13 protein-coding genes are annotated in these 22,948 nt (G+C 54.3%); 5 read left to right on the forward strand and 8 right to left on the reverse strand.

Going from position 1 to position 22,948, the window contains the following annotated elements; genetic code table 11:
* Window positions 1-4 precede the first annotated feature (4 nt).
* Together AC07OE_RS13115 and AC07OE_RS13120 are read left to right on the forward strand one after the other, a co-directional pair.
* Window positions 5-7,984 carry a cadherin-like domain-containing protein gene (locus tag AC07OE_RS13115; RefSeq protein WP_495071012.1) on the forward strand — a complete coding sequence of 2,660 codons (7,980 nt, stop codon included), beginning with the start codon at window positions 5-7 and terminating at the stop codon, window positions 7,982-7,984.
* Window positions 7,985-8,605: 621 nt separating this feature from the next.
* On the forward strand, window positions 8,606-9,088 hold the full coding sequence (locus AC07OE_RS13120) for a hypothetical protein (RefSeq protein WP_495071013.1): 483 nt from the start codon (window positions 8,606-8,608) through the stop codon (window positions 9,086-9,088).
* A 268-nt stretch (window positions 9,089-9,356) separates the two neighbouring features.
* On the opposite strand, the gene AC07OE_RS13125 is transcribed toward AC07OE_RS13120, so the two are convergent.
* Entirely contained in the window at window positions 9,357-9,806 is a 450-nt protein-coding gene (locus AC07OE_RS13125; protein WP_495071014.1) for a helix-turn-helix domain-containing protein, read from the reverse strand.
* A 99-nt stretch (window positions 9,807-9,905) separates the two neighbouring features.
* Window positions 9,906-10,187, reverse strand: a complete 282-nt coding sequence (locus AC07OE_RS13130) for an HU family DNA-binding protein (protein ID WP_479596640.1) — start codon at window positions 10,185-10,187, stop codon at window positions 9,906-9,908.
* 228 nt (window positions 10,188-10,415) lie between these two features.
* Here AC07OE_RS13130 and AC07OE_RS13135 point away from each other — a divergent pair, with 228 nt between their 5' ends.
* On the forward strand, window positions 10,416-11,903 hold the full coding sequence (locus AC07OE_RS13135; protein WP_495071015.1) for a DNA/RNA helicase domain-containing protein: 1,488 nt from the start codon (window positions 10,416-10,418) through the stop codon (window positions 11,901-11,903).
* A gap of 10 nt (window positions 11,904-11,913) precedes the next feature.
* Here AC07OE_RS13135 and AC07OE_RS13140 read toward each other — a convergent pair whose 3' ends face one another.
* The 4 genes from AC07OE_RS13140 to AC07OE_RS13155 form a co-directional block, all read right to left on the reverse strand.
* Entirely contained in the window at window positions 11,914-15,660 is a 3,747-nt protein-coding gene (locus tag AC07OE_RS13140) for an anti-phage protein Upx-like protein (RefSeq protein WP_495071016.1), read from the reverse strand.
* 80 nt (window positions 15,661-15,740) lie between these two features.
* Complete coding sequence (locus tag AC07OE_RS13145) at window positions 15,741-16,889, reverse strand: UvrD-helicase domain-containing protein (protein WP_495071271.1); 1,149 nt, start codon at window positions 16,887-16,889, stop codon at window positions 15,741-15,743.
* A complete protein-coding gene (locus AC07OE_RS13150; protein WP_495071017.1) occupies window positions 16,889-18,523 on the reverse strand; it encodes an ATP-dependent nuclease in 1,635 nt (544 codons plus the stop codon). The genes AC07OE_RS13145 and AC07OE_RS13150 overlap by 1 nt, the downstream gene beginning before the upstream one ends.
* Window positions 18,524-19,169: 646 nt before the next feature.
* Window positions 19,170-20,231 carry an abortive infection family protein gene (locus tag AC07OE_RS13155; RefSeq protein WP_495071018.1) on the reverse strand — a complete coding sequence of 354 codons (1,062 nt, stop codon included), beginning with the start codon at window positions 20,229-20,231 and terminating at the stop codon, window positions 19,170-19,172.
* Window positions 20,232-20,347: 116 nt separating this feature from the next.
* On the opposite strand from AC07OE_RS13155, the gene AC07OE_RS13160 reads away from it, so the two are divergent.
* Window positions 20,348-20,800 (forward strand): hypothetical protein, encoded by a 453-nt coding sequence (locus AC07OE_RS13160; protein WP_495071019.1) that lies wholly within the window; start codon window positions 20,348-20,350, stop codon window positions 20,798-20,800.
* 48 nt (window positions 20,801-20,848) lie between these two features.
* Entirely contained in the window at window positions 20,849-21,247 is a 399-nt protein-coding gene (locus AC07OE_RS13165; RefSeq protein ID WP_495071020.1) for a hypothetical protein, read from the forward strand.
* 36 nt (window positions 21,248-21,283) lie between these two features.
* Here AC07OE_RS13165 and AC07OE_RS13170 read toward each other — a convergent pair whose 3' ends face one another.
* Window positions 21,284-22,039 carry a hypothetical protein gene (locus AC07OE_RS13170; RefSeq protein WP_495071021.1) on the reverse strand — a complete coding sequence of 252 codons (756 nt, stop codon included), beginning with the start codon at window positions 22,037-22,039 and terminating at the stop codon, window positions 21,284-21,286.
* A 463-nt stretch (window positions 22,040-22,502) separates the two neighbouring features.
* Window positions 22,503-22,799: a helix-turn-helix domain-containing protein gene (locus AC07OE_RS13175; RefSeq protein WP_495071022.1), complete on the reverse strand. Its 297-nt coding sequence runs from the start codon at window positions 22,797-22,799 to the stop codon at window positions 22,503-22,505.
* Window positions 22,800-22,948 lie beyond the last annotated feature (149 nt).

The raw sequence follows: 22,948 nt of genomic DNA on the forward strand, positions 1-22,948 counted from the left end.
AAAAATGACCGCACCAACCATTTCTGAATATTTGAAGTTCGCCAATGTACAAATGGCGGCAGAGGCTTTGTTTGACATGGACGCGACCAAAAAAGATGTCGTCCTGACGCCTAGCAAGATTTACGCTGGAGCCATAGACCCAGCAATGTTGGTAATCGGAAATCACCACGCCAGCAAATTCACCGCCACCCAAGCCGCAGAATTTGCAACCCAATGGACGGTTGTCGAGCACGAATCCAATACTCCCACGGGTTTTTCTGGAACGTTGCTGAGAGCCATCAAGGACGACCCCGCAACCGGCACCAAGGCGGGCGAATACGTCATGAGTTTCCGCAGCACGGAATTTCTGGACGACGCGGCGCGAGACAACCAGGCCACCAACACGCTGGAGATCAAAGATAAAGGCTGGGCCTTTGGGCAGATCGACGACATGGAGGCTTGGTACAAACACCTGACCGATACCAAGCTGATTCCCGATGGCGCCAAGTTCAGCGTCACCGGCTACAGCCTCGGCGGGCACCTGGCCACCGCGTTCAACCTGCTGCGCCGGGAAGACGGCACACAAGACCGCATAGACAAGGTCGTCACCTTCAATGGTGCAGGCGTTGGCACCATCCAGAACAACCAGGGAACCCTGGGCAGCGTGATGGCCTACTTCCATGGCCTGCGTACAGACAGCACCCAAATTGACGGAGCGATTACCGACCCAGCACTGCGGGCTGCAGTGACGCAAATCCGTACCAAACTGGGCAACAAAGAATGGGACATTAGTGCAGCCAAACAAGCTGTTCACCAATTGAATGCGGGTAAAGAAAACCCCGCACTCACGCCAGAACAGCTCATGGTCTGTAATGCCTTGGACCGGATGCAGACCATCATCACGGAAGCCACTGATGCGCCCAAGCTCTCATCTGGCTCGACGGACCCCACCATTCCCACCAACCCGGCAACCGTTCCCATCAGCCAGATTGAACAGGCCACGTTTGATTACCAGCTGGCGGTGCTACTCACGGGACTTAAAACCAAGGCATTTGGTCTAGTAGATGGTTTGGTACAAGCGCTCACAGAAAGCCAGATTGCGTCCGACCCGATGAGCAACCAGTCTGATGTGCAGGGGGCCACATCGCCGTCTGCGGTGTCCAACTCGCAGTTGCACTACGGAACCTCGGTGGGGATCTTCATTGAAGACCAGCCGCTCAAGCGTGGCGACTACATTTCAGAAGCGTTATCACGCTCACTGAGTTACCTTGACATCAAGTTACTCACAGACAAGTACAGTCTGAACGACTTTGGCGACACCCACAGCCTGGTACTGATGGTGGACTCGCTTAACGTACAAAACACCTTGTTGCAAATGCTGCCTGCCGATCAACGTGCAGACGCGGGGGCCACCTGGAAAGGTAGCAAAGGTGTTTATGGGGTGATGCAATCCATTTTGGAGCAGGCCTCAAATCGTGTCGCGGTTTTAGGCTCCTTGATACAGAGTGGCGACCAAGGCAAAGCCGAAGGCGACGTGCTAGAAAACGCCCTCAACGCCCTGGCAGATTTGGTGTTTGGCCCAGGCAACAACATCCGCCTCAAAGGCTCCCCCGATGGCGGGACCTGGGCCAATGTCGATAACAAAGGCGGCTACACCGGGCGCGACAGCTTCTACACCCTGCTCAATGACATTCAGAACAGCGATCTCTTCAAAAAGGCAGCGGACGGCACGGTGTCCCTCCAACTCAGCGCCTCATCAGGCCTCGCCACCCAAGCCCGCACCGACTTTGGTGCCTATGCCGCGCTCTACAGCCTGAGCCCGTTTGCATTTCAGTTTGGTGATTCGGATGCCGCGCGCGCACTGGTCAGTACCCAGTGGGGTGACGTGTACAACCACTGGAAGGCTGACAAAGATGCCGTAGCCAATGGCAACACCAGCATGGTGCAATACGTATCAGACACTTGGCTGCAAGATCGCGCAGCCCTGTTGGTGCGCAAGGACTACTACAACGCCAACAACGCCAGCTATGACAGCAGCGCTCCCGACGCCTGGGGCAATAAGAAGTCGGATGGTCTTGGAGGATTCACTCCCATCAACACGCGCTTCGACGCCGAAGACATCGTCTGGGACGACCGCCAAAACGGCACCAAAGTCTTGCGTGACAAAACCACTGCCAACACCCGCTATGTAGTGTTTGGCAGCGAAGCCAGCGAAGCGGACATCACGGGCGGCAGCAGGGATGACCATTTGTACGGAGGCGGTGGAGACGACACCCTTGACGGCATGGGCGGCAATGACTATCTGGAAGGTGGCACAGGCAACGACACCTACGTCTTCACCGGTAAATTCGGCAACGACACGGTACTAGACAGCGACGGCCAAGGTAATTTGAAATTTGACGGCATAGACCTCTCCAGCCTGGACTTCAAACGCATCAAAGGCTCCACTAACCTGTGGCAAGACTCCCAAAATCTGTATGTGCTGGCGTACAACCCTGGGGCCAATGCCCGCGGCGACCTGCTCATCAGCAAACGCACCTCCTCCACTGATGCCCGAATGGCAGGTACCGTCACCGTACGCAACTTTGCCAGTGGTGACCTGGGGATCAACCTCCAGGCCTTGGACCGGGTAGCTACAGACGCCCCCACCCTTGCCGACCCCATCCGCGTGTACCTGAGCGACCCCACGGCCAACCCCAACGTATCCACCGCCTATACCGACATCAACAGCCAGCAATACACCGACCTCAGCGCAGTGTCCCACTGGGTCTATGCCGACAACACCTTTGGCCAAAGCATTACCCTGGGCGATGGGGATGACTTTATCAGCACCAGCGCGCGGGCTTACAACGGCGTGAACAACCCCCAGCACCTGGCAGTCACCGCCCAAGACGACGACATCGTCAGCAGCGGCGGGGGCAACGACACCATCTACACCGGCTCCGGCAGCGACACCATCAGCTCGGGTGCTGGCAACGATGTCATCTATTCTGGCCAGTGGGTGAACAAAGTCCATTTTGATGGCGGGCAAGCCCAGTTCGCCGACGTCATCGACGCGGGCGATGGCAACGACACAGTGATAGCAGCCATGGGCGACGACACCGCGTTTGGTGGCGCAGGCGATGACACCCTGTACGGCATGCAGGGCAAGGACATTTTGATGGGCGGTGCGGGCAATGACACCCTGGTTGGCGACGGCAACTACACCACCCAAGAGAGCCAGTTTCAAAACACCACGAATGCCTTGTGGGCCTACGACAACGCGGGAGACGATCGCCTGTATGGGGGCGATGGCAACGACGTGCTGATTGGCGGGGTAGGCGGCGACTGGCTCGAAGGCGGCGATGGCGACGACCAACTCTTTGGCGACTCCCAGGTATCCGACCAAGCCACCACGTCGGTGTGGTGGATACCCACCCAGTACCAGGGCGCCGACGTGCTAGACGGCGGCGCGGGCAACGACATCCTCACCGGTGGCGGTGGTGACGACACCTTGATAGGCGGCAGCGGAGCCGACCAACTGCTGGGCGGCGCGGGCAACGATACCTACATCTTTAGCGTGGGCGACGGCTTGCAAACAGACGCCAGGGTGGACACTATTACCGACACCGAAGGCACCAACACTCTGGTGCTCCAGGGGGTGGATCTGGCAGATGTGCGCGTGAGCAGCGTCGCGGGCGCACCCAATGACCTGACCATTAGCTACGGATCGCTGGAAGCCAGCAACAACCTTCTCATTAAAGATGCCCAGCTGGGCAACACCATCCAAACCGTCCAGCTCGACGGCCAAAGCATCAGCTTTGCCAAGCTGGTGACCAGCAAGCTGGGCACGCCAGCAGCCAAGAGTGCCACGGGCGACAACCAAACTGTGTTCGGTGGCGCTCTCGATGATTCCCTGACACTGAACTACAACGGCGGCGTTGCCGTGGGCGGGCTGGGCAATGACACCATTGTGCTGAGTGGCCTGAACAACACCGTGCAGGTAGGCGCAGGCGACGGACACGACACCGTCACCGGCGACACCCCCAATGGTGCGGGTGGAACCAATGCGGTCGAGTTTGCGGATGGCATACGGGCCGCCGACGTTAGCGTGCAACGCAGCGCCCGTGGCGGCATTGTGCTGGCGGCAACGGATTTTGAGGTGAGTGTGGAGCTGCAAGGCGGTGGCGTAGGGCAATTGCGCTTTGCCGATACTGGTGAAGCAGTGGCCTTGACGACCCTCGTGCAGGCAAGTCTGGATGCTCAGATCACGGATGGGGATGACACGATTGAGGGTTCGGCCCTGGCCGATGTGCTGCGCGGCGGTGCGGGACACAACACCTTAATCGGCCATGAGGGCGATGACACGCTGATTGCTGAAGGGAATGGCGACACTCTCGTCGGCGGAGCGGGCAATGACACCTATGTCATCGGAGCCAGTGTGCAGCAGGTGACGCTTGTCGCAGACCAGCAGTCGGTCAACGAGGGACAGGACACTATCGTGCTTGCGGGCTCCAGAAACACGTCGGACTGGCATGTGACCATGTCAGGGGCCGACCTGCTGCTCAACGTGTATGACGGAAACACCGGCACCGGCACTGATATTCGGCTCGATGGTTTCTTTGATGAGGGGTCCGTTAGCTTCGACGTATGGCGCAACGCCAACATTACGTTTGCCGATGGCTCTACGATTGACCAGTCCGAGATCACACAGGCCCTGATGACAGGGACTGAGGGCAACGATGTGTTGTATGGAACCAGTTGGAATGACCAGATCAGCGCGGGTGCTGGGGATGATGTCGTTTATGGCAACGCTCGCAATGACAATATCCATGGCGATGCTGGCAACGACACCCTGATTGGCGGCATTGGTCACGACGTGCTTTATGGCGACGCCGGCAATGACACGCTCGTGGGCGGGTTCGGCCACGACACGCTGTTTGGCGGTGATGGCAACGATGTATTGATTGGCGGCAACGGCTACGACCAAATGGACGGGGGCGCGGGAGATGACGTATACGTTTTCAGCGCCACCGATGCCGGCTCCAATAGTGGCCCGGAGCTCGACACTATTTCTGATACCCAAGGCGCCGATGTAATCCGCCTGGACAGTACCATTGCCTTGTCGGAGGTGCATGCGCACCGGGTGAACGCAAACACGATCGGACTGATGTGGGGCAATGGCGCTGTTGAGGTCAACGGTGGCGCTGATGGCGGTAGCCGCATCCACGTGGACGTGGGCGGCGCCCAATACGCCCTGGCGGACTTTTTGCCCGCAGACTTGCCTCTTCCCTCGACGGTGAGCGAGACCGATCCACAGACGAATGCGACATTTTTGGCGCGCTACGAGCAAGTTGCACGGGCACAAATCAGCTACGCCCAAAGCGTGGGCGCGTTGCAGTGGCGGCCGGACTGGCATGCGGTGGAGGTGAATTCGGACTGGAATTACAACGGGGGGTTATACGACCTGTACCCCGCGCCGACCGATACGTCAGCGTGGCAGATAAAGCAGGTGCAAACCGATGCTGCCAGTACGGACGTGTCTGCGCCAGTGATTGAGCGTACCCTGATAGGGATGGACCCCTACTGGGGAGCGACGTACACCCCCGGCCGCTATCTGTCCCTGCCTGCGACGGTAGATGCGCAACTGGGCGCATCGGCCAACCAATTTACGTTTTCTTCGGGAATGGTCAGTGGTGGCGCTGGAGACGATGTGTTGATGGCCAATATGCGTGGTTTCAATCGCGGCAGCGGCAGTGAAGAAGAGTTGGGAGTTTATTACCGCTTGTGGGCGGTTCCAGACAATTTGCCGGACAGTCTGTCGGTTCGAAATCAGGTACTGTTGACGGGTGATACCACCGCAAGCTGGATCGACGGTGGCGCCGGAAACGACACGATCTTGGGCTCTGAAGTTGCAGATATCCTTTACGGCGGCACCGGTTTCAATTCACTGGACGGTGGCGCAGGACCAGATCGCTACATGGTGCTCGATCAAGGAAGTTCCAACCCAGGGTTCGACTACATTTCTGACAGCGGTTTGACGAATCCGATGTTTTGGGACACTTACGTTGGCGGGAGCAAAGGCCCGGAAAACGTTCCCCAAGGCGCAGACAACGATACGGTGGAGTTTGGTCCCGGCATCCATTTGGCCGACTTGCAGTGGAGCATCCAGCGCCCCAATACCGATGCCAAGTATTTCGCGCCCACGGTGGGCCAGGGGACAAACTACGACGGCACCCCTTTGAACCTTCCCTACTTGGCAGTAGAAAAAAATGGCCATCGCTTGGCCGCCATTCAGCTTACCCGCAATGACCTGCCCGATGCAGGCTCGGACTATGACCTGCCCGGTCAAGGCATCGAATTTCTACAGTTCCACGATGGGCAAAAGATATCCATGGCCGATGCGGTGGCACTAGCCCAAGCAGGGGGCCATATTAATCAGGCTCCTGTGCTCACCGGTAGCCAAGCCACCTTGGCCGCAGGCGCAGAAGATACGGCCTACACAATCTCTCAAGCCAGCTTGTTGGCAGGCTTTACGGATGTAGAAGGTGACACACTGTCTGTGACGGGACTTGCGGCCAGCAACGGCACCCTGTCTGCGTTCGATGCAGCAACCAGCAGCTGGACCTTTACGCCAGACGCCAACTACAACGGCACGGCAAACCTGAGCTACGGTGTGAGCGACGGCACCGCGGCACCTGTGGCTGCAACCCAGCGCTTTAGCCTGACTGCGGTGAACGACGCTCCCGTCGTTACATCGCCTATCGACAACATGGCGGCGCTGGAGGGCTCACCTTTCAGCTACACCGTACCGGTTGGCACCTTTGCGGACATCGATGCGCAAGACACCCTAAGCCTATCGATCCGCATGGCGGATGGGTCTGCCATTCCCAACTGGCTGACGTTCGACAGTGCCACCCGCACCTTCAATGGCACACCGGGTCATGCCGATGTGGGCAACTTGGGCCTGGCAGTGATTGCCACCGATACCGCCGGGGCCAGCGTCAGTACCTTGGTCAGCCTGTCGGTGACGGCGATCACCACGACTGCCCCTACCAACGACCCCTTGGCAGGCAACGACACCCTGTACGCCGACACCAACAACACCCCGGTGCTGGGCGGTGCCGGAAACGACACCCTGTATGGCAGTTGGAACAGCAGCACCCTGATCGGTGGCACGGGCAACGACACCCTGATTGCCCAAGGCGGCCCGCACAATGTGCTCGATGGTGGGGCAGGAGATGACACCCTCATGGGCAGTTGGGGCCAGGACACCCTCATTGGTGGCGAAGGCAACAACACCATCACGGCCATTGGGGGCGACAGCCTCATCAGTGCTGGTGCAGGCAATGACACCATTACCTCCAGCTGGGGTAACGACACCATTACCGCGGGAGATGGCAATAACCTGATCAATGCAGGCGGGGGCAACAACACGATCACCACCGGCAACGGTAATGACGTTATCACTACCGACTGGGGGAACGATGTCATTTACGCAGGTGCCGGCAATGACACCATCAGCACGGGCTGGGGGAGTGACCGCATTGATGCCGGAGCGGGTGACGATGTCATCCGTGCGGGTGGCGGAAACGACACGGTACGGGGTGGATTGGGCAATGACACCATCATTGCCGACCAGTGGAGCGATGACACCTATTACTTTGCGGCCGGGGATGGCCAGGATAGCCTGCTGGATGCGGGGGGCCAAGACCAGTTGGTCCTGGAAAACATCAGTTCCAGCCAGCTGTGGTTTACCCACACCGGCAACGACCTGAGCATCAATGTCATTGGCACGACTGACGGCGTCACGCTCAAGGACTGGTACTCTGGATCCCAGTATCCGGGCAGCCAGTACCACATGGAGCAGATCAAGACCAGCGACGGAAAAACCCTGCTGGACAGCCAGGTGCAGAACTTGGTGGATGCGATGGCAGCGTTTGCGCCTCCGGCTGCGGGACAAACCACGCTGACCGGCAGCGCGGCCACCACCCTGACACCTGTGATTGCTGCCAACTGGCATTGAAGTCTCTGGGGCGTGGTACGCAGGCGTGCTACGTCCCGCTTGATCAGGTTTTTAAATAGGGAATCGCTGGCCATCCAAGGACACCGAAGCTCCCACACGACAGGTTGAGCGCGTAAGTCGCAAAGCTTGCGAAGCGGCATACATCGAGATACTTGAATACACGCACCCGCCCAAGTGGCGGGTTTTTACTGGAACGGGTGGCCTGGTTTGGATTGGACTGGGTGGCGCTTTTGAATCAGAACAGGTGGCGGGTTTGGATTGGAACGAGTGGCCGTTTTGAGTGGAATATGCACTTAACTCTCTGTCTCGGCGAAACAGATGAATGAGCTCGAAGATGCAACACCGGTACGTCGTACTCGATCAAAACGTTCTCAGAAAAAACGAGCTCACCCAACTCATTGCAGATCAAGCCACCACAAAGTTTGTTCTGCCGGATTTGTCATTTCTTGAAATGACCAAGACTCCCCAATGGGAGTCCACTCTGCAAAACTCGCTGGGTCAACTCGCATCCATTCCTCAACGCGTTGTCGTGGCGTACTCTGTCAATGAAGCACTGAGGCGGGAAGTGGGCACACTCTCTCCTAGGTAAGAACTGGAACAAACAACTCCTCAATACAACGCATGCGTGACGACCCAGACCGGCATTTGCCGGCTTTGGCAGTGGATCATCTCGACCATGAGAAGAACAAGCGCCAGCTTGAGGAGCTAATCCAGGCAACGAAACAGTTCATCCCGGAAGAATTGCAGCGCCGCATGCGCGGCTCATCTCTTTCTGATTTGGATCGGCTCGACATCGTTCATGACATCGCCAAAGGTTTGGCACCCAGAGTACTCGTGAACAAGGGGCTCGATGCGAACAAGAGCCGCGCATTCATCAAACATCGTCCACTGTTCTACAGATACATCATCGTTCGTGTCCGGTACTGCACAGAATGGATCTCCAAAGGTGGCTTTGAGTCCTTTTCAGAGGAACAGGTTACCAATGAGATCCTCGATCACCAATATGTCTTGACCGCCTCGTTCTTCCACGATCTGCTGAGTCTGGACGCGAAAGCAAATCGTGCCTATCAAGCATTGCGGTCCATACTGAGCCGTGAGATTTGACTCGCTATACGGACAAACAACTCAAATCTCAGCTCTTCCGCTGCGATGAGGCGTCTCTGTATGGCTTTGACAAATGTTTCACCCTGCTGGAGAAAAACCGACCCCGCAATGTACGTACCGGCTTGTCGCTAATCATTAGGCCGTCAGTACTGCGGGGGAAAGAAAAATACACCCGCTGCCCCACTTTGAACTTGCTGGCCGGAGGAAGTTGGCATAAGCCATACTTGCCTAAAGTTGTTGTCCAAGACATATGCGGAAGCTCCTTGTCCTATTGCGAGTCAGTTTCATCCTGCAGTTTCTTCTGGACTTCGCGCTTGCCCAGCTTCATGACGGCGGCAATCTTCTGCAGCTGTGCGGCCCGGGGTTTGGCAGCACCCGCCTCCCATTTGTGCACCGAAAGGTAGGACACATCCAGCACGGCCGCCATCTGGGCTTGGGTGATTCCCCACTTGGCGCGCAGGGCCGCCAGCCGGGCAGCACTGAAGCGAATGCCGGGTGTGGTCGGCGCGTCCGCTGCGGAGACTTCCTTGCTGTTCGCCTTCGCCGCTTTGGTTGTGGCCTTGAGCGCAGAAGTCAACGATTTGACCTGGCGTTTCAAGGCGGCAATTTCCGAGCGATGGGTTGTCGTCGCCTTGCGCAAAGCCAACAGCTCATCCTTGAGCTCTTTGCGCGCCACGCGGGCAATTTCAGACTTGAGGGAGTTGATCAATGAGCTCATACAGAAGATGGTAGTCCTGAAACAATACTAAACGCCATCAAAAGAAAAGGCGGCAGTGGTGATGTACCACTGCCGCCTCTCTGTTTGAAACTGACCGGTTTACTTCTTTTTGTTCACCGCGGCCTTGAAGGCTGCACCGGCGGTGAATTTTGGCACAGTGGCGGCGGCAATCTTCAGTGCTTCGCCAGTGCGGGGGTTCTTGCCCTTGCGTGCGGCACGCTTGGTGGCCTTGAAGGTGCCAAAGCCAATCAGCTGCACGTCTTCCTTTTTAGCCACAGTCTTGGTGATGATTTGCACCAAGGCATCAATGGTGCGGCCAGCGGCGGCCTTGGACACGTCGGTCTCTTTGACCAGGGCTTCAATCAATCCAGCTTTGTTCAATCTAATACTCCAGAAAATAAACGGGTTCCGCCAATTTTGGCATGAGGGAAATCGGGGTGGAACTGCAATACAAATTGGCTTTGGGCCAAAGTCCGTTCAGCAATTCGTCCACTTTTACCTTTCACTACCGGATGCAAGCGTCTTCAAAGGATCACCCGTTTGGGGGATAGACAAGCGTGATCGTGCAATCACAATAGACGCGCCGTCATAGAAGGGACAACAGTCAGAATGTTGAAGCGAATAAATATCAAATCACTGTTGCAGGCAAAAGCCTCATTGAAACCTGCCGGCTTCAAACAATTCTTGAACCACTACGGCATCGAAATCAAAGATGCTGAAATCGAAGATCTGCGATGCATGTCGGATATGCTGAGTGCAGCCGGATGCAGCATTGAGAGTTTCGACAGGCACTATGTGGGTTTCAAAATCCCACAGATAGGCAAAGAGTTTGACTTACTGCGGTTAGGTCAAACATACATCGTCAACATTGAGCTCAAGAGTCAATGCCCAGAGGACAGAATAAAGAAGCAACTGCTACGCAACAAATACTATTTGAGCTTTATTGGGCGAAAGGTTTTGACTTTCACTTTTGTGTCAGAGTCCAAAGAGTTGTACTTCCTCCAAGAGAGCGGACAACTGGAAAAAGTCAAGGTTGAGCTTCTAGCAAAATTGCTTGCGAATCAGGAGGTAGATGATTCGGAAACCCTGGATGCACTATTCAACCCATCTGACTACCTGGTTTCGCCCTTCAACTCAACGCAGAAATTCTTGGCCGGCGAATATTTTCTGACCCACCAGCAGGAAGACGTAAAAAATCAAATATTGACCTCTCTCACAGAGTCCAAAAAGGCGAAATTCATATCCATCATAGGTAGTGCGGGGACGGGCAAAACTCTACTAACTTACGATATTGCCAGAAGCTTTTTCGACAGCAAAAAGAAGCCCCTCATCATCCACTGCGGACAACTCAATGCCGGCCACTTCGCGTTAATGAGAAGTGGATGGACGATTGTTCCAATAAAAGGTTACGGCAACCTCGACCTTACTAAATTTGACGTAGTGATTATTGATGAGGCCCAGCGCATTTATCAACAGCAACTGGATGACATCGTCGAAAAAGTAACACAGGCCAATGGCTACTGCATCTTCTCGCACGACAAACTTCAAACGCTAGATCTCTCTGAGGTCAAGAGGGAAATTAGCGCAAAGATCGGTTCAATCCCCTCAATCGCTCAGTACAAACTGTCTGAAAAAATAAGAACCAACAAAGAGATTGCTGCGTTCATAAAAATGCTCTTCAATAGCAAGAGATCCTTGCCAATATCAAGCAACGGCAACATAGAAATCAACTATTTCGATACAACAGAAGACGCTAAAAATTACTTGGATGGCCTTGACGAGAGCAAGTGGGAAGTTCTGCGATTTACTCCATCACAGTACAACAATGAGCATCACGAAAAATACTCCGAGGCCTCAAACAAGACATCGCATCAGGTAATCGGACAGGAGTTTGACGGCGTAGCGGTAACGCTAGATCAGTTTTTTTCTTATGATGAAAATGGTGATCTGGTTTACAGAAGTAGGGTTTACTACGATCCGCCAAAAATGCTCTTTCAGAACATTTCCAGGTGTAGGAAGAAGTTGAACTTGGTAATCATTGGCAATGCTGAAGTGCTCAGTCGATGCATCGCAATCCTTCAGCAACCTGGTGCCTGACCAAACCCACCTAAAGGCTTTGCAAGTCGTCAAACAGTGAGATTCGAACGCTGTCCGAGCGACTTGATACGAACTGCATGGGTACCGGGTTTTTGAAGACTAAGTGGCTCTCAATGCGAGTCGCCATCGGCATCTGGGTAAAGGTGCGCACAGTATCAGCGTACCGCTGCATCACCTCCATACGCTCAAGATGCTTGCGCAACAGATCTGGCTTTCCGTTTGGCATGATCTCTCCACGGAAGTCTGAGAGCTGCTCAGCGATCTCACCGGCTGTCTTCCGATATTGGACAACCTTGCATTCAATGACCAGAATCCTATTCCTTGCGGCATCCCACGCAAACACGTCAATATCACCGTAGTCGCGTTCCAAGGCCTGCCGCAGGATCTTCGTAAGTTTAATTTCGGGTTCAACCTGCCAGCCAAGGCTACGCAACTTGTCTGCTACCTCTGCATTGAACTCCAATCCTCGTGCACGTCGACTGTGGCCACACCACTTCGACATGGGTGCCCCCAGCTGCCAATCCGGGAAATCCCCCCGGTAGTAATTCTGAAGTGAATAGCTGAAACCTTCGCGCAACAAGCCCGGCGCCACCAAAAGCATGGGGTCTTCGCCGTCATCGATTTGCAAAAATGGTCGCCGCAATGTGCTGAGACGGCGACGGAATCGCCACGGTTGCCGATCTGCGGGCTTGAAACCCTCAGGCACACTCCGCCAGTTGGACCTGTGCGCAAGCGTGAATAGATTGAGGATTTCCTCTGTAGAACCCTCTGCTCCTAGCAATTGAACAAACTCGCTACGGCGCATGGTCAAGAGGAATTTCTGTTGTCGAATACCCAGATCCTCCACTGTGTCTATGTATCGACGCAATGTGTCGATTGAGAATCCGAATTCCTGCTGCCATGCCTGGAAGAAATCACCCATTGTGGGAATGTCCGCAGTAGGAACAACTTTGTGCTCCTGGAGATTCAGGGCATAGTCAATAGCGGAATCATTGAAACGTCTATCGCTCGTCGTACGGCCAAATGGAGTGATGACTTGATCAAAGAAGTCCGCATGTACATGAACATCACCCATCGGTCGAATCACCACACGCGCAGGCATGACGTCCCAACGAATGGCATCGGACCAGCCGCCCATGCTGAACAAAGTATTCGCAAGAACCATCAATTGCGTCAAATCCAAGTTTCCTGGCAACACCCCATCCTTCGCTGGGCAATCACAGACCGCCATCTCAATCAGAATCCGGGTTGCCTGGAACACGCCATTGAGCTTTGTTTCATTGAGCCCCATCGCTTCCAGCACAGCTTCCTTGTCCTTGTGCAATGAAAGCTGCGCCGCAGCAGTGCGCCTCCACCAGGTGCGTTGTTGGGCAGCCTTCTCGTAATTCGACATCAATGCCTCAATGAGGCCGCGGCGATTGAAACTCCGCAGTTGAGCGCAAAGCGCGTCCTCCAAGGACCCTACCAGCCGATTTAAGTACTCAATGCATTCAGACTTCCCATTGATTTCCCCACCTTCTTGCGTAGATCGAACAAGCCAACCGAGGCCGATTTTTATGCCAGCATCGTCGTAGCTGCTGATTGTCAGAACCGAAGAATGCTGCAGGGACTCGATATGATCGCGAAAGTCTCTGGCAGTAAAAACATGGGCTTGACGAGCGAAGTTGTCTGGAACGACTTCTGAAAGCAACGCTTCTCGCTGCACAGTTGACAGTGGGCTCTCAGCCAGCGCAGCTGCCCCATCAAGAAGCGCTTCAACTAACGCCTGTTCAGCGATGTTCTCCGCGTTAAAGGACGCGCTGTCGAATTCGGCGGAGATCACGAACTCAATGATCCCTGTCCCGCAATCCGTATTGACCTGAATCGTCCTACGTGCCGCTGCCCGGTCATACGTATTCGACGTGCGTTGATCCGCCAAATTGCTGGAGTCGAACACGCATCGCCAGAGAATAGGAGCAAAAGATAGGCTGGCGATCTGAGCGTCAATGACAGGTGCAACACGACGCAACCAAGTCGTGACCATCATATTCCTCTGGTACGCCATTTCCCTATTCACGTTTTCCGGCAGCACTATCTCGCACCACCAGACTCGTCTCGAGGTCTTGCACGCAGCCCGCCCGAGCAGAGGCCCGGATTCAGGCACATAAATTGGGCAGACATCGTCCTCAGGAACCAAAGGGCGCTCGGAACGTCGCAGTGCAATCCAGCGCCCTGTGATGTCGCGTACCGCGTGGACGTCCCACAAAGACGATACTTCATGGCGCAGTTCTAACAAGCTGTTTTGCTCGATGGCGATCGTTGAATTCTTGCCGGCCCAGTCCGCGGGAATTTCAGCATGTGGGACTAAATGGCCAGCAAAACGTCGGGACCATGCCACGAGATTTAGCAGTCCATTGATATTTTGGAGATGCATGCCTTGTTGCTTCAAGGCATCTCTTGCACTGAAGATACGCCACAGGTGCAGTGGCTTCATCTTGGGTGTCCAACTCAACGTACATAGGTCGGCAGCACTAATCGTGTCTACTTTCCACCCATCTATGGTATTTCGGTTGAGCCACAACGAGACCGTCCGCCCCACACCGCAGCAAACAAAGAGGGTAATACCGCTGTGGAATTCTGGGGATTGGCGAGCTCGCTGGTAAACCGAATTGATCTGTTCATCCACGAAGTCAGCCAGCTCGCCGAATGCGGAGAACGCCCCAGCCAAGCCTCCCTGCTCGAAGTCGTCTAGCGGATCCAGTAACAGCAAGAAGTGAAGGTGGCGACCTCGGTCAATCTCGTATGCCACGGAGGCTACAGGCCCATATTCCGATGACCCAAAGTAGACAGGTGCGGGACTATCTCCAAGCAGTGGAGTTTTTGCGAACATACGTCTGTACTCATGAGCCAAGGCATTGGTAAAAACAACCTGATTCGGCCCCGAACCTACTCGTCCAATAAGCAGCCGCCGTATTGCAGCGCTGACCGCACTTGGTAGCAGGAATATCAGTCCTTCATCGCTCCACGCGAAAGGACGACGTTCTAGACCCGTATGTCCAAATGCTTGCTCCAAGAGTCCATCACGATCAGCTGCTCTGAATATAAATGGCGCCAGGTCATCCAGCGAAATCCCGAGATCAGCAAGTTCCTGCTTTGAAAACCGGACATTCCGCCGCCCGCGCCCCAGTCTGTCCAAAGCCTTGGCTGGTATGCGTTGCTCCGGATGAGCGTTGCCAAGTTGATAACGACTCAGCCCGGCACGCTCGCAGACTGCATCCGACACCCTTAAAAGTGCATGGACTGATGCGCGGACTTTGGAAAATGGCTCGTGCACCGGCAGAGTGGCCATGACATTGAGCACTCGCTGAAGGTAAAAACCTCCACTCTCCCACACACCCTCCAAGACCCGAAAGCTTCCTTCATCTGTCACGACATTGGTGACAAACACGTCTTCTGCAGGATCCTCAGCACGCCCACACCAACCGGTTCCCATCGCGTGAAACACTTGCGAGACCAAGTTGCCAGAGATTGTCTTTTCTCCTCTGCAATGCACAATGCTCAAGTGAACCAGAGCTTCCAGGCGAATGCAGTTGCTTTGCAGCACCTCCTGCGTAAGCAAGCCTGCGAATGTTGCAGCCGTTTTAAGCGGATCCAAAGGCGCAAGAATCTTGATGACGTCTGGGTGCTCTTCGCACAGCTTCCCCATGTCCGGTGTTTCTGCTTGGTCACCGAGCATCGACATCAGGTCTTCAAGATCTTCAGGGTTGATATCTTCCATTGGATGTAGCTTGTTGAGAGTCAGGCCTACACGCTAAGAGCCTCGGAAATGCAATTTGTGCCAACAAACCGCAAGCTCCCTCATGTTGGTATGCCAGCCTCATAGAATGAAAACCCCGCCGGTAGGGGTTTCGAGCCCCAGTCCATTACGATTGCGACGCTGTGGCGCGCGCGCGTTAAGGCGACATAAAACTTCGCTCGACTCGTCGGCTTGAGTTCGACTCCCTTCGAAATCCACTGACACATCGGTTCCGTGGGAATAATGACCACATGATCAAAGCCTCTGCCTTTTGACTCGCCGAAGTTCATTGCTGGTGATTGCTTGTCGACACCAGCGCTGTCGATGCGGTCGCGAAGTTGCATGGGGCGCACTGTTGCCAGGTAATGGGCGTAATCAGAACTTCTCAGAATAAATAGGCCAGATCTCGTCTCCGAGGGAGTACGGCACTGAACACATTCGCAGGCCTGGCTTGCGGACAAATCGGGATAAAGGCGTGACGACACCGCGCAAATCGCAACGCTATTGCGATGAGACCGATTCAAAGTCGTTTCGTCAATTTCAAACGGTACTTTCTTGGGAAGCTCCTGCCTCAGGAACTTAACAATACCGCCGTCGACGTACTTGGTGTAGCGCCGCTCGTGGTGGGTGAGGTAGGTCACCTGTCGCGGATCGCCGACCATAAGCAGGCGCGCGGAGCTCTTAGCAAAAGCCTTCAGGATGTCAAGGTCGTACCCTGCCAGATCTTGAACCTCGTCAACGAAAATGTGCGGGAAGATGCGAGCGATCCGATCGATTACTGCACCACCGCTCTTGTCGTCGCAACGCATCGCCAGTTTTGAAAGTTTGTCCGAATAGACACGCCGCGTGGAGTCGAAAAAATGCTTTTCAATTTCCTCCTCTGGCCACGGAACCCCGATCCCTAGTTTGTTGACGAAGCGGATCCCCGATTGCGACGAAACCAGCTGCATGCCTGCAACGGAGAAATCGAACAGGCCACCCTGGAAGGGCTTTACGCCATGCGTGATCAAGAAGCTGAACCAAGTCATGATCGTGACATTTGCCGGAATACGGCCCACGCACCCGTAGAACTTTTGACGGATCTCCGCCTCGTTGGACTGGGTGTAAGTCATGATCAAGACCCGTTCGTTCTTGACCTTGAGGGCCTCCTGGACGAGGTAAGTGGTTTTCCCCGAACCAGCTGCGGCGATGACGATCTTATTGGCGCCCATCACGGCTTAATGGCCTCAATGATGTAGTCCGGATAGTTGATCGCGGTCTTGGAATTGAAGATCGCCAGAGCAGTCTCAGTTTTGTTGGCCCGCATGTGGATACGTAGCTCATCGTCGGTCTTTTTCGAAGTAGCTAGAACCCCATTCAAAGCCGCCAAGTTGTTTGCCTTCAGGAGCTTAGGTTCAAGCGTGTTGTAGTTATATGGCTTGTCCTTAGTCTTCAGTGGGCCAGTATCTACGACTGAATCGAAGCAAATCTTGATGGCATCGGAGCCACGGTAGTCAGCGTATTTCGCAGCGACTGCATCGGCATCACCGTCGTTGTCGGTAACCACAGCAACTGGAATTTGCAGTTTATTGGCTAGCTCGAGAAATCTCAGAAACGCAGTGCCAACGGAAATGACGTCGATGCCATCCTGTATTGGCAGCCGCCCCTTGTTAGCATCCTTATACGCTCGCTGGACGACCAGCTCGTCCGAGTCACCTTCCACCAGGATTGCCCTGCGCGCAAGTGTCAGTCGCAAGGTGTCATAGCCCGCTAGTTTTTTGAAAAAATCGCTGGCCACCAACTCCGCGATACGCGTGACCTTACCGTTTCGAAGAACAATCAGATGTTCGAGTCCCAACTTGTTGGCCACGAAGCTGCTGTGGGTGGAAATGATGATTTGCTTCTTGTCATGTTGCTCGGTCAGATCCGCTATGAGCTCGTTTAGGCGGGTGTGGGAAAGGTGATTTTCAGGCTCTTCCAGCAGAATAGCTGTAGCCTCGGCGTTCTTCTTGGCACTTAGTGCAAGCTTGGTCTTGATAACGCACTGCTCACCCTTGCCAATGTACTGAAAAGGAATGAGATCAATGTAAGTCATCAGACTGCTTTCCCAAGCTGTCTGAGAGGACAAGTCGACAGCAATGCTAACGGCCTTGTTGCTGATCTTTGCAGCGCTGGTGATCCGTTCGTTGATAACTTGCAGATTCTTGTCGTCGAAGAAAGCCTCCTTCAGCTTTCGATGGGCTTGGGAAATCGACGCACGTTCATGCTCTTCGAGAGCATCGCGAATGATTCGAGACACATAGACATCCGAGCCGTTCTGCAGTCGAGTGCTGGATGAGTCGATGAGCGCGGATTTGATCGGAATGTTTCGGGGCGTAATGCCTTTGCGTGCGAAGGATTTGACACCGACGCTGTAGTACTCGACGGGGATGGAGCGTAGTTCGCCTGTTTTTAATAGCTCATCGTAGGCATCTTTGTAGCTCTCCTCGTCGAACTCAATTTTGTATACGACACCGCTGACCTTGGCCTTCTCCGAGTTCCCGTCGCCCTCAAGTTCCGCCAATTCGCTTGAAGCCCCCGAAAAGAAGAGCTCTATCGTGATCGCGGGTGGCGGAAGCGGTGTAGCCGTACCCAGACTCTTCACGTACTTGTCTTGAGTTGACAGGTTGAAGAGGTAGCCCGCTTGGTCGTTTCTCAGGGGGCGGCCGTTCAACAACCCCGTCAGCGCCAGCTGGATTGCTTCCAAGATGGTCGTTTTGCCTGACTCGTTGTTACCAACGATGATGTTTAGCCCATCATTCAAGACGAGCGTAAAGGTGTCCTCGTAACACTTGAAGTTGGTGATTTTCACCTTTGTGATTCGCATGCGCCTCCCTAAAAGTCTGTGTCAGCATGAAGTGACACTACTTCAGTTCCAAGTATAGAGGCGGGTCCGTTTAGAAGTGAGCCTTACGCTGTGCGCTAAGTCCGTCAACCAAATGAACCGAGTAACCCAACAAAATACCGCACTGGTGTAAGAAATGGCTGCTGCTGCCAGCAGCCTGCAATCACAAGCCGCTGCCCTGGTTCGCGTAGTAGCCGTGTTCCAGATAAGTAGCGAAGCAGAATTGCCTAGTCAGGAGCTCATTGCGTTGAACTGAGCAACCGCCTGATAGGAAATCAGTTCTCGGCGAAGGCCTGCTCCAGTAAAGTGAAGCAGAGGAGGATTTTCCGATGGAAAACCCAAGTTCACCACCCCAACCCGATCTCGCATCCTTGCTCCTTCTCGCGCAAAGGCTGGAGAGCTTGCGCGACTCAATGGTGGAGTTCTCTCTATTTCTGGAGGACTGCCAAAGCGAACGGGATAGCCCCGAGCGAACTCTTGCGCAGGAACAAGTAACGCAGACACTGCACCGCTTAGGGCAGAAAGTTGAATGAGATCACGCGGGCGTTGCTTAGCAGACAGGTCGCCCAGATATTGCATCGGATGTGTTCTAGCCAAGGGACATAGCTGTATGCCCTGAGCTGCTGCTTTACTGTGCAGCAGCTTTTGTCATCCGATTTGCTTCGTACCGCTCTAACAAACACTCTGAGAGATGCAGCGCCACACCGACAATAAACCTCGCTTCTGACCGAGTAGGGGCAGCAGCACCTGGTGACTTTCCGTGTGAATCCCCAAGGGCATTCCGTGCTTCGGCGATTTCCGTACACAAACTGGCGATTGCACGCCCCATTAAATGGGAGGCGTTGGAGCCCAAGCCACATAGAGGCTTGCAAATATTAAAAAGGTTGGGGATCTTAATGGCATTTGGGATCTCAATACCTTCTGCGTGCGCAATGTATTTCAACGTAGCTTCCAGCGCTGATTTGGCGCAAGAGATAGCAATATCAGGGGAGCTTTGATGCTGGGAGATTGCCCGCATTGCATGCTTGTGGGCTTCTTCCACCAACAGCAGGCTATCCATAGAAAAGGTATTGAGTTCTCCACTTGACGAATGGAGCGGAAAAAATCCACCTTGAGGCGGACGAGTAAGCGTTTCCAGATATGAACTCACATAGGCGAGCAGATTCTTGCCCTTCAGAGTCTCCTCTGAGAATTGGATCAGCTGCGGGGCAGTCGGGGTCAAATAAATGCCCAGAGAACTAGACCCGAGCAGTTTGATGGCGGGGATTGTGTTGGCTGATATCGAGAAATTCGCCGAAAAATCCTTTAAGGAAATTTGAGTACGTTCAGGGTCTTTGTCCAGCATCTCCAAGGCCTTGCGAATCACTTTCTTCATCTCGTTGTACAGGGATGTGGCCACTCTCTTCTTCCCGGCCAGCATTGCACAGAATGCGGAAAACTGCGGTTCGTAGGGGGTTCCTTGACAAGAAATGAACCGCCTGTCTAACAACCATTGGATTAGCGTTGCATCAGGCCTATGGTTGCGGCGGAATACAGCTGGCGCTATATCAGATCCGTTGATGAAATCGGCCGAAATGATTGTCAGTAGTTCGATTGCGCGTTTTGTCACTCCACATTTATGAAGTGACTCAAGATGGCGTTCCTGCAATTCTGCGAGCGTAGTGATCGCAGCTTGTTTCGTTTTGGTCATCTCTAGATTTCTCATTCAGAAAGATCGTTGATTCACCTCTAGCCATGCGGCGATGACCGGTTTCGACCATTGCAGCGCTTAGGTTGATCAGCCTGAAGTAGCTATGAGGTGACAGAATGCGAGCTTATGTCAGGGGAAAAATGCTAGTCTACTGCCAAGGTATATCCACAATCCGTCACGCCGAAACTGGCGCAGTCTATGAAATCGACTGTAGTGAGTTGAATTGGGATGATGTTGATGGCACCGAGCGTCACATGGGATCGGAGACTCACTTTGAGGCAACGATCGAGCATCCAGAACTGGGCACGCTGACCTGGGGCCTATGGGAATATCCCGAGGGTATTGAGAACTACAGGAAAATGGATGTGGGCGAACATACGGTTGTCCAAGACTTTGACTACGGCCTTGAGCATGAGTCGCCAGGACCTGAAGATTGGATCAACTATGAGGCCCCAAGCAATCCGTACACAATCTTCATGAACTCCTATCACCATACAGGCGATCTACTGGCTGATCACGGCGGCGAGTACGGACATTCTCTTGTGAATCGAATGATTTTTTCGCACTAGGTCACGGCGCTGGAAGCCTATCTTGGCGACACCTTGATCAATGGAGTGATGGGCGATGCAGGCGCCTTGCAGCGATTAATTGACAAAGCGGATGAGCTTGTGAACGCGAAATTCAGTTTGACCCAGATTGCGAAGACTCCCGATCTGGTTCAGAGCACTGTCCGGCGTTATCTTCGAGGCATCCTGTACCACAACCTCACAAAAGTCGATGTGCTCTACAACATTGCCATCGGGGTTCGAATTCTCAAACTGGCCAAGGACAAGTCGAGCTTGTTCAACACGGTGAACCTGCGTCACGACTGTGTACATCGCAATGGCTTCGACACGGACGGGAAAGAACTCCAGGTGTTCAACAAGAAGTCTGTCCAAGCGCAGGCCGATCTGATCCGAGATTTCGTGGAGCGCATCGAGAATGCTGTTCGTCGCCGCCAAAAAAACAGCGCCTGACTTCAGCAAAGTCTACTGGCCCCAGGAAAACGAATGTCAGGTTGCAACTGATTCCAGCCAGGTATCGTCGTCGCTGCTCATGAGAGGCCCAAGGAGTGAGTCACGACCTGGCGAGTAGCGATAACCCTCAGCCTTGAGTTCAAGCACCTCTTTCTCTGTCCAACCCTTTTTGACCATTTGGTCTACGACTTCGGCCGTGATCTCCACGGCATCGACTTGGCCGATCACCGACGCCATCCTCATCATTGTCGACTGCGCCTGGTCCAGCAGTTTCCGCACGTCACCCAAAGGGTAGCCTCCAATCGCACGCGTACCAATGACGGGGTGTTGAGATTCAACACTGAAGCAATCACCGAGGAGCTCATACATGCAGTCCCATTCGACTTCAATGCGGTCTGGATCGTCTCGAAGTCCAATGGTCTGCCGCTTGCCCTGCCAGACAAGGCACATTGCCAGGCGCTCATTGGGTTCAAGAAGCCAGGCATCGCCGACTCCCGTGGAGAACAGCACGAAGGGGGGACAAGCGACACCGTTGCTCGTCACCACGGCCCTCGCTTGACTGCGAAGCTCCGCAGCGATGATCGTCTCGCACTCGGTGAGAATCGATCGCATCTGTGCAACCGCCTTGGCGTTCTCGTTGCACTTGATGACATGGTGCCAGTGGTCATAGCCGGCCTGCTTGGCGACACGATTCAGCAGGTCGGTGTGTTTGCCCGCGCCGGAGCGCTGCAGCTTCTTGGCTTGTTTCTTTAGGCGCTCAACGACTTCGTCGGGCGTGGCAAGGTAACGCATGACAGACTCCTTCTGTATGCGAATCACGGGTGCCCACTGCCTAGACTCGCCTACAAAGGGAATCAGATGATGAAGGTTGATAAACGTCGTCCCGCGAGGGTTCGCCGCGGTGGGCAGCATGCGCCGACTTGCGCAATGCAGATACTTTAGCCGTAGCTTGTTTCTCGGTCAACAGGCTCTTTGTTCGAGCGGACAAAGGGGACATCGTTCTGCCGGGATCTCCAGCGAGAAAGGAAGATGTCGACAAACAGCGTATTCTGGAAATTGCAGCGCACCGCTCTACCAATCGCTGACCAGCCTGCTCGTATTGGCTTGCATCGGATAAACACAGATTTGCCAGTGACACGGTAAATCCCGACCAGAGTTAGCCCAAATGGGATTCATTGGCTCCACCCTCATGGCCAGATAGCGGGCATTCAGGACTCGCAGGCTAACCACAGTCGTTTGGCAGTGCATAGAGCATCTACTTTTTGGAGGCGCGAGCCCGCTGGCGGGTACCTCCGGCCTTTGGCATATTTAACGGGCTGATGGTGGCCCCAGGGGCAACGTTGCGCAACCAATCTTCACGGCCTAGTGATCGAACGATGGCAATCAGTGTACGCAACGTCGAGCCGTTCCCAGATTCCAGGTTCTTCAAGGCGCTCACGCTGCAACCAGCGCGCAATGCCAAGGTGGTTCGTTCGATGTTCTGCCTCAGCCGCAGTGATTTGATCTGCTCCCCAATCTCTGTTTCAAACTCTTCAATGGTGTTTGCGATCATTTTTAAAAGATTGAAATGAATCCATTAAGCTAACAATTCGCCAATTATGGCTTTATTTGCAACTTTTATGTAATTGACTCAGTCAGCGGCAAATCCGCTTTGAATTGAGCAGTTGCTTCCGCGATTCTGTTTCCATGTTGAGTTGGTAC

The sequence above is a fragment of the Rhodoferax sp. GW821-FHT09E07 genome (assembly GCF_059416145.1).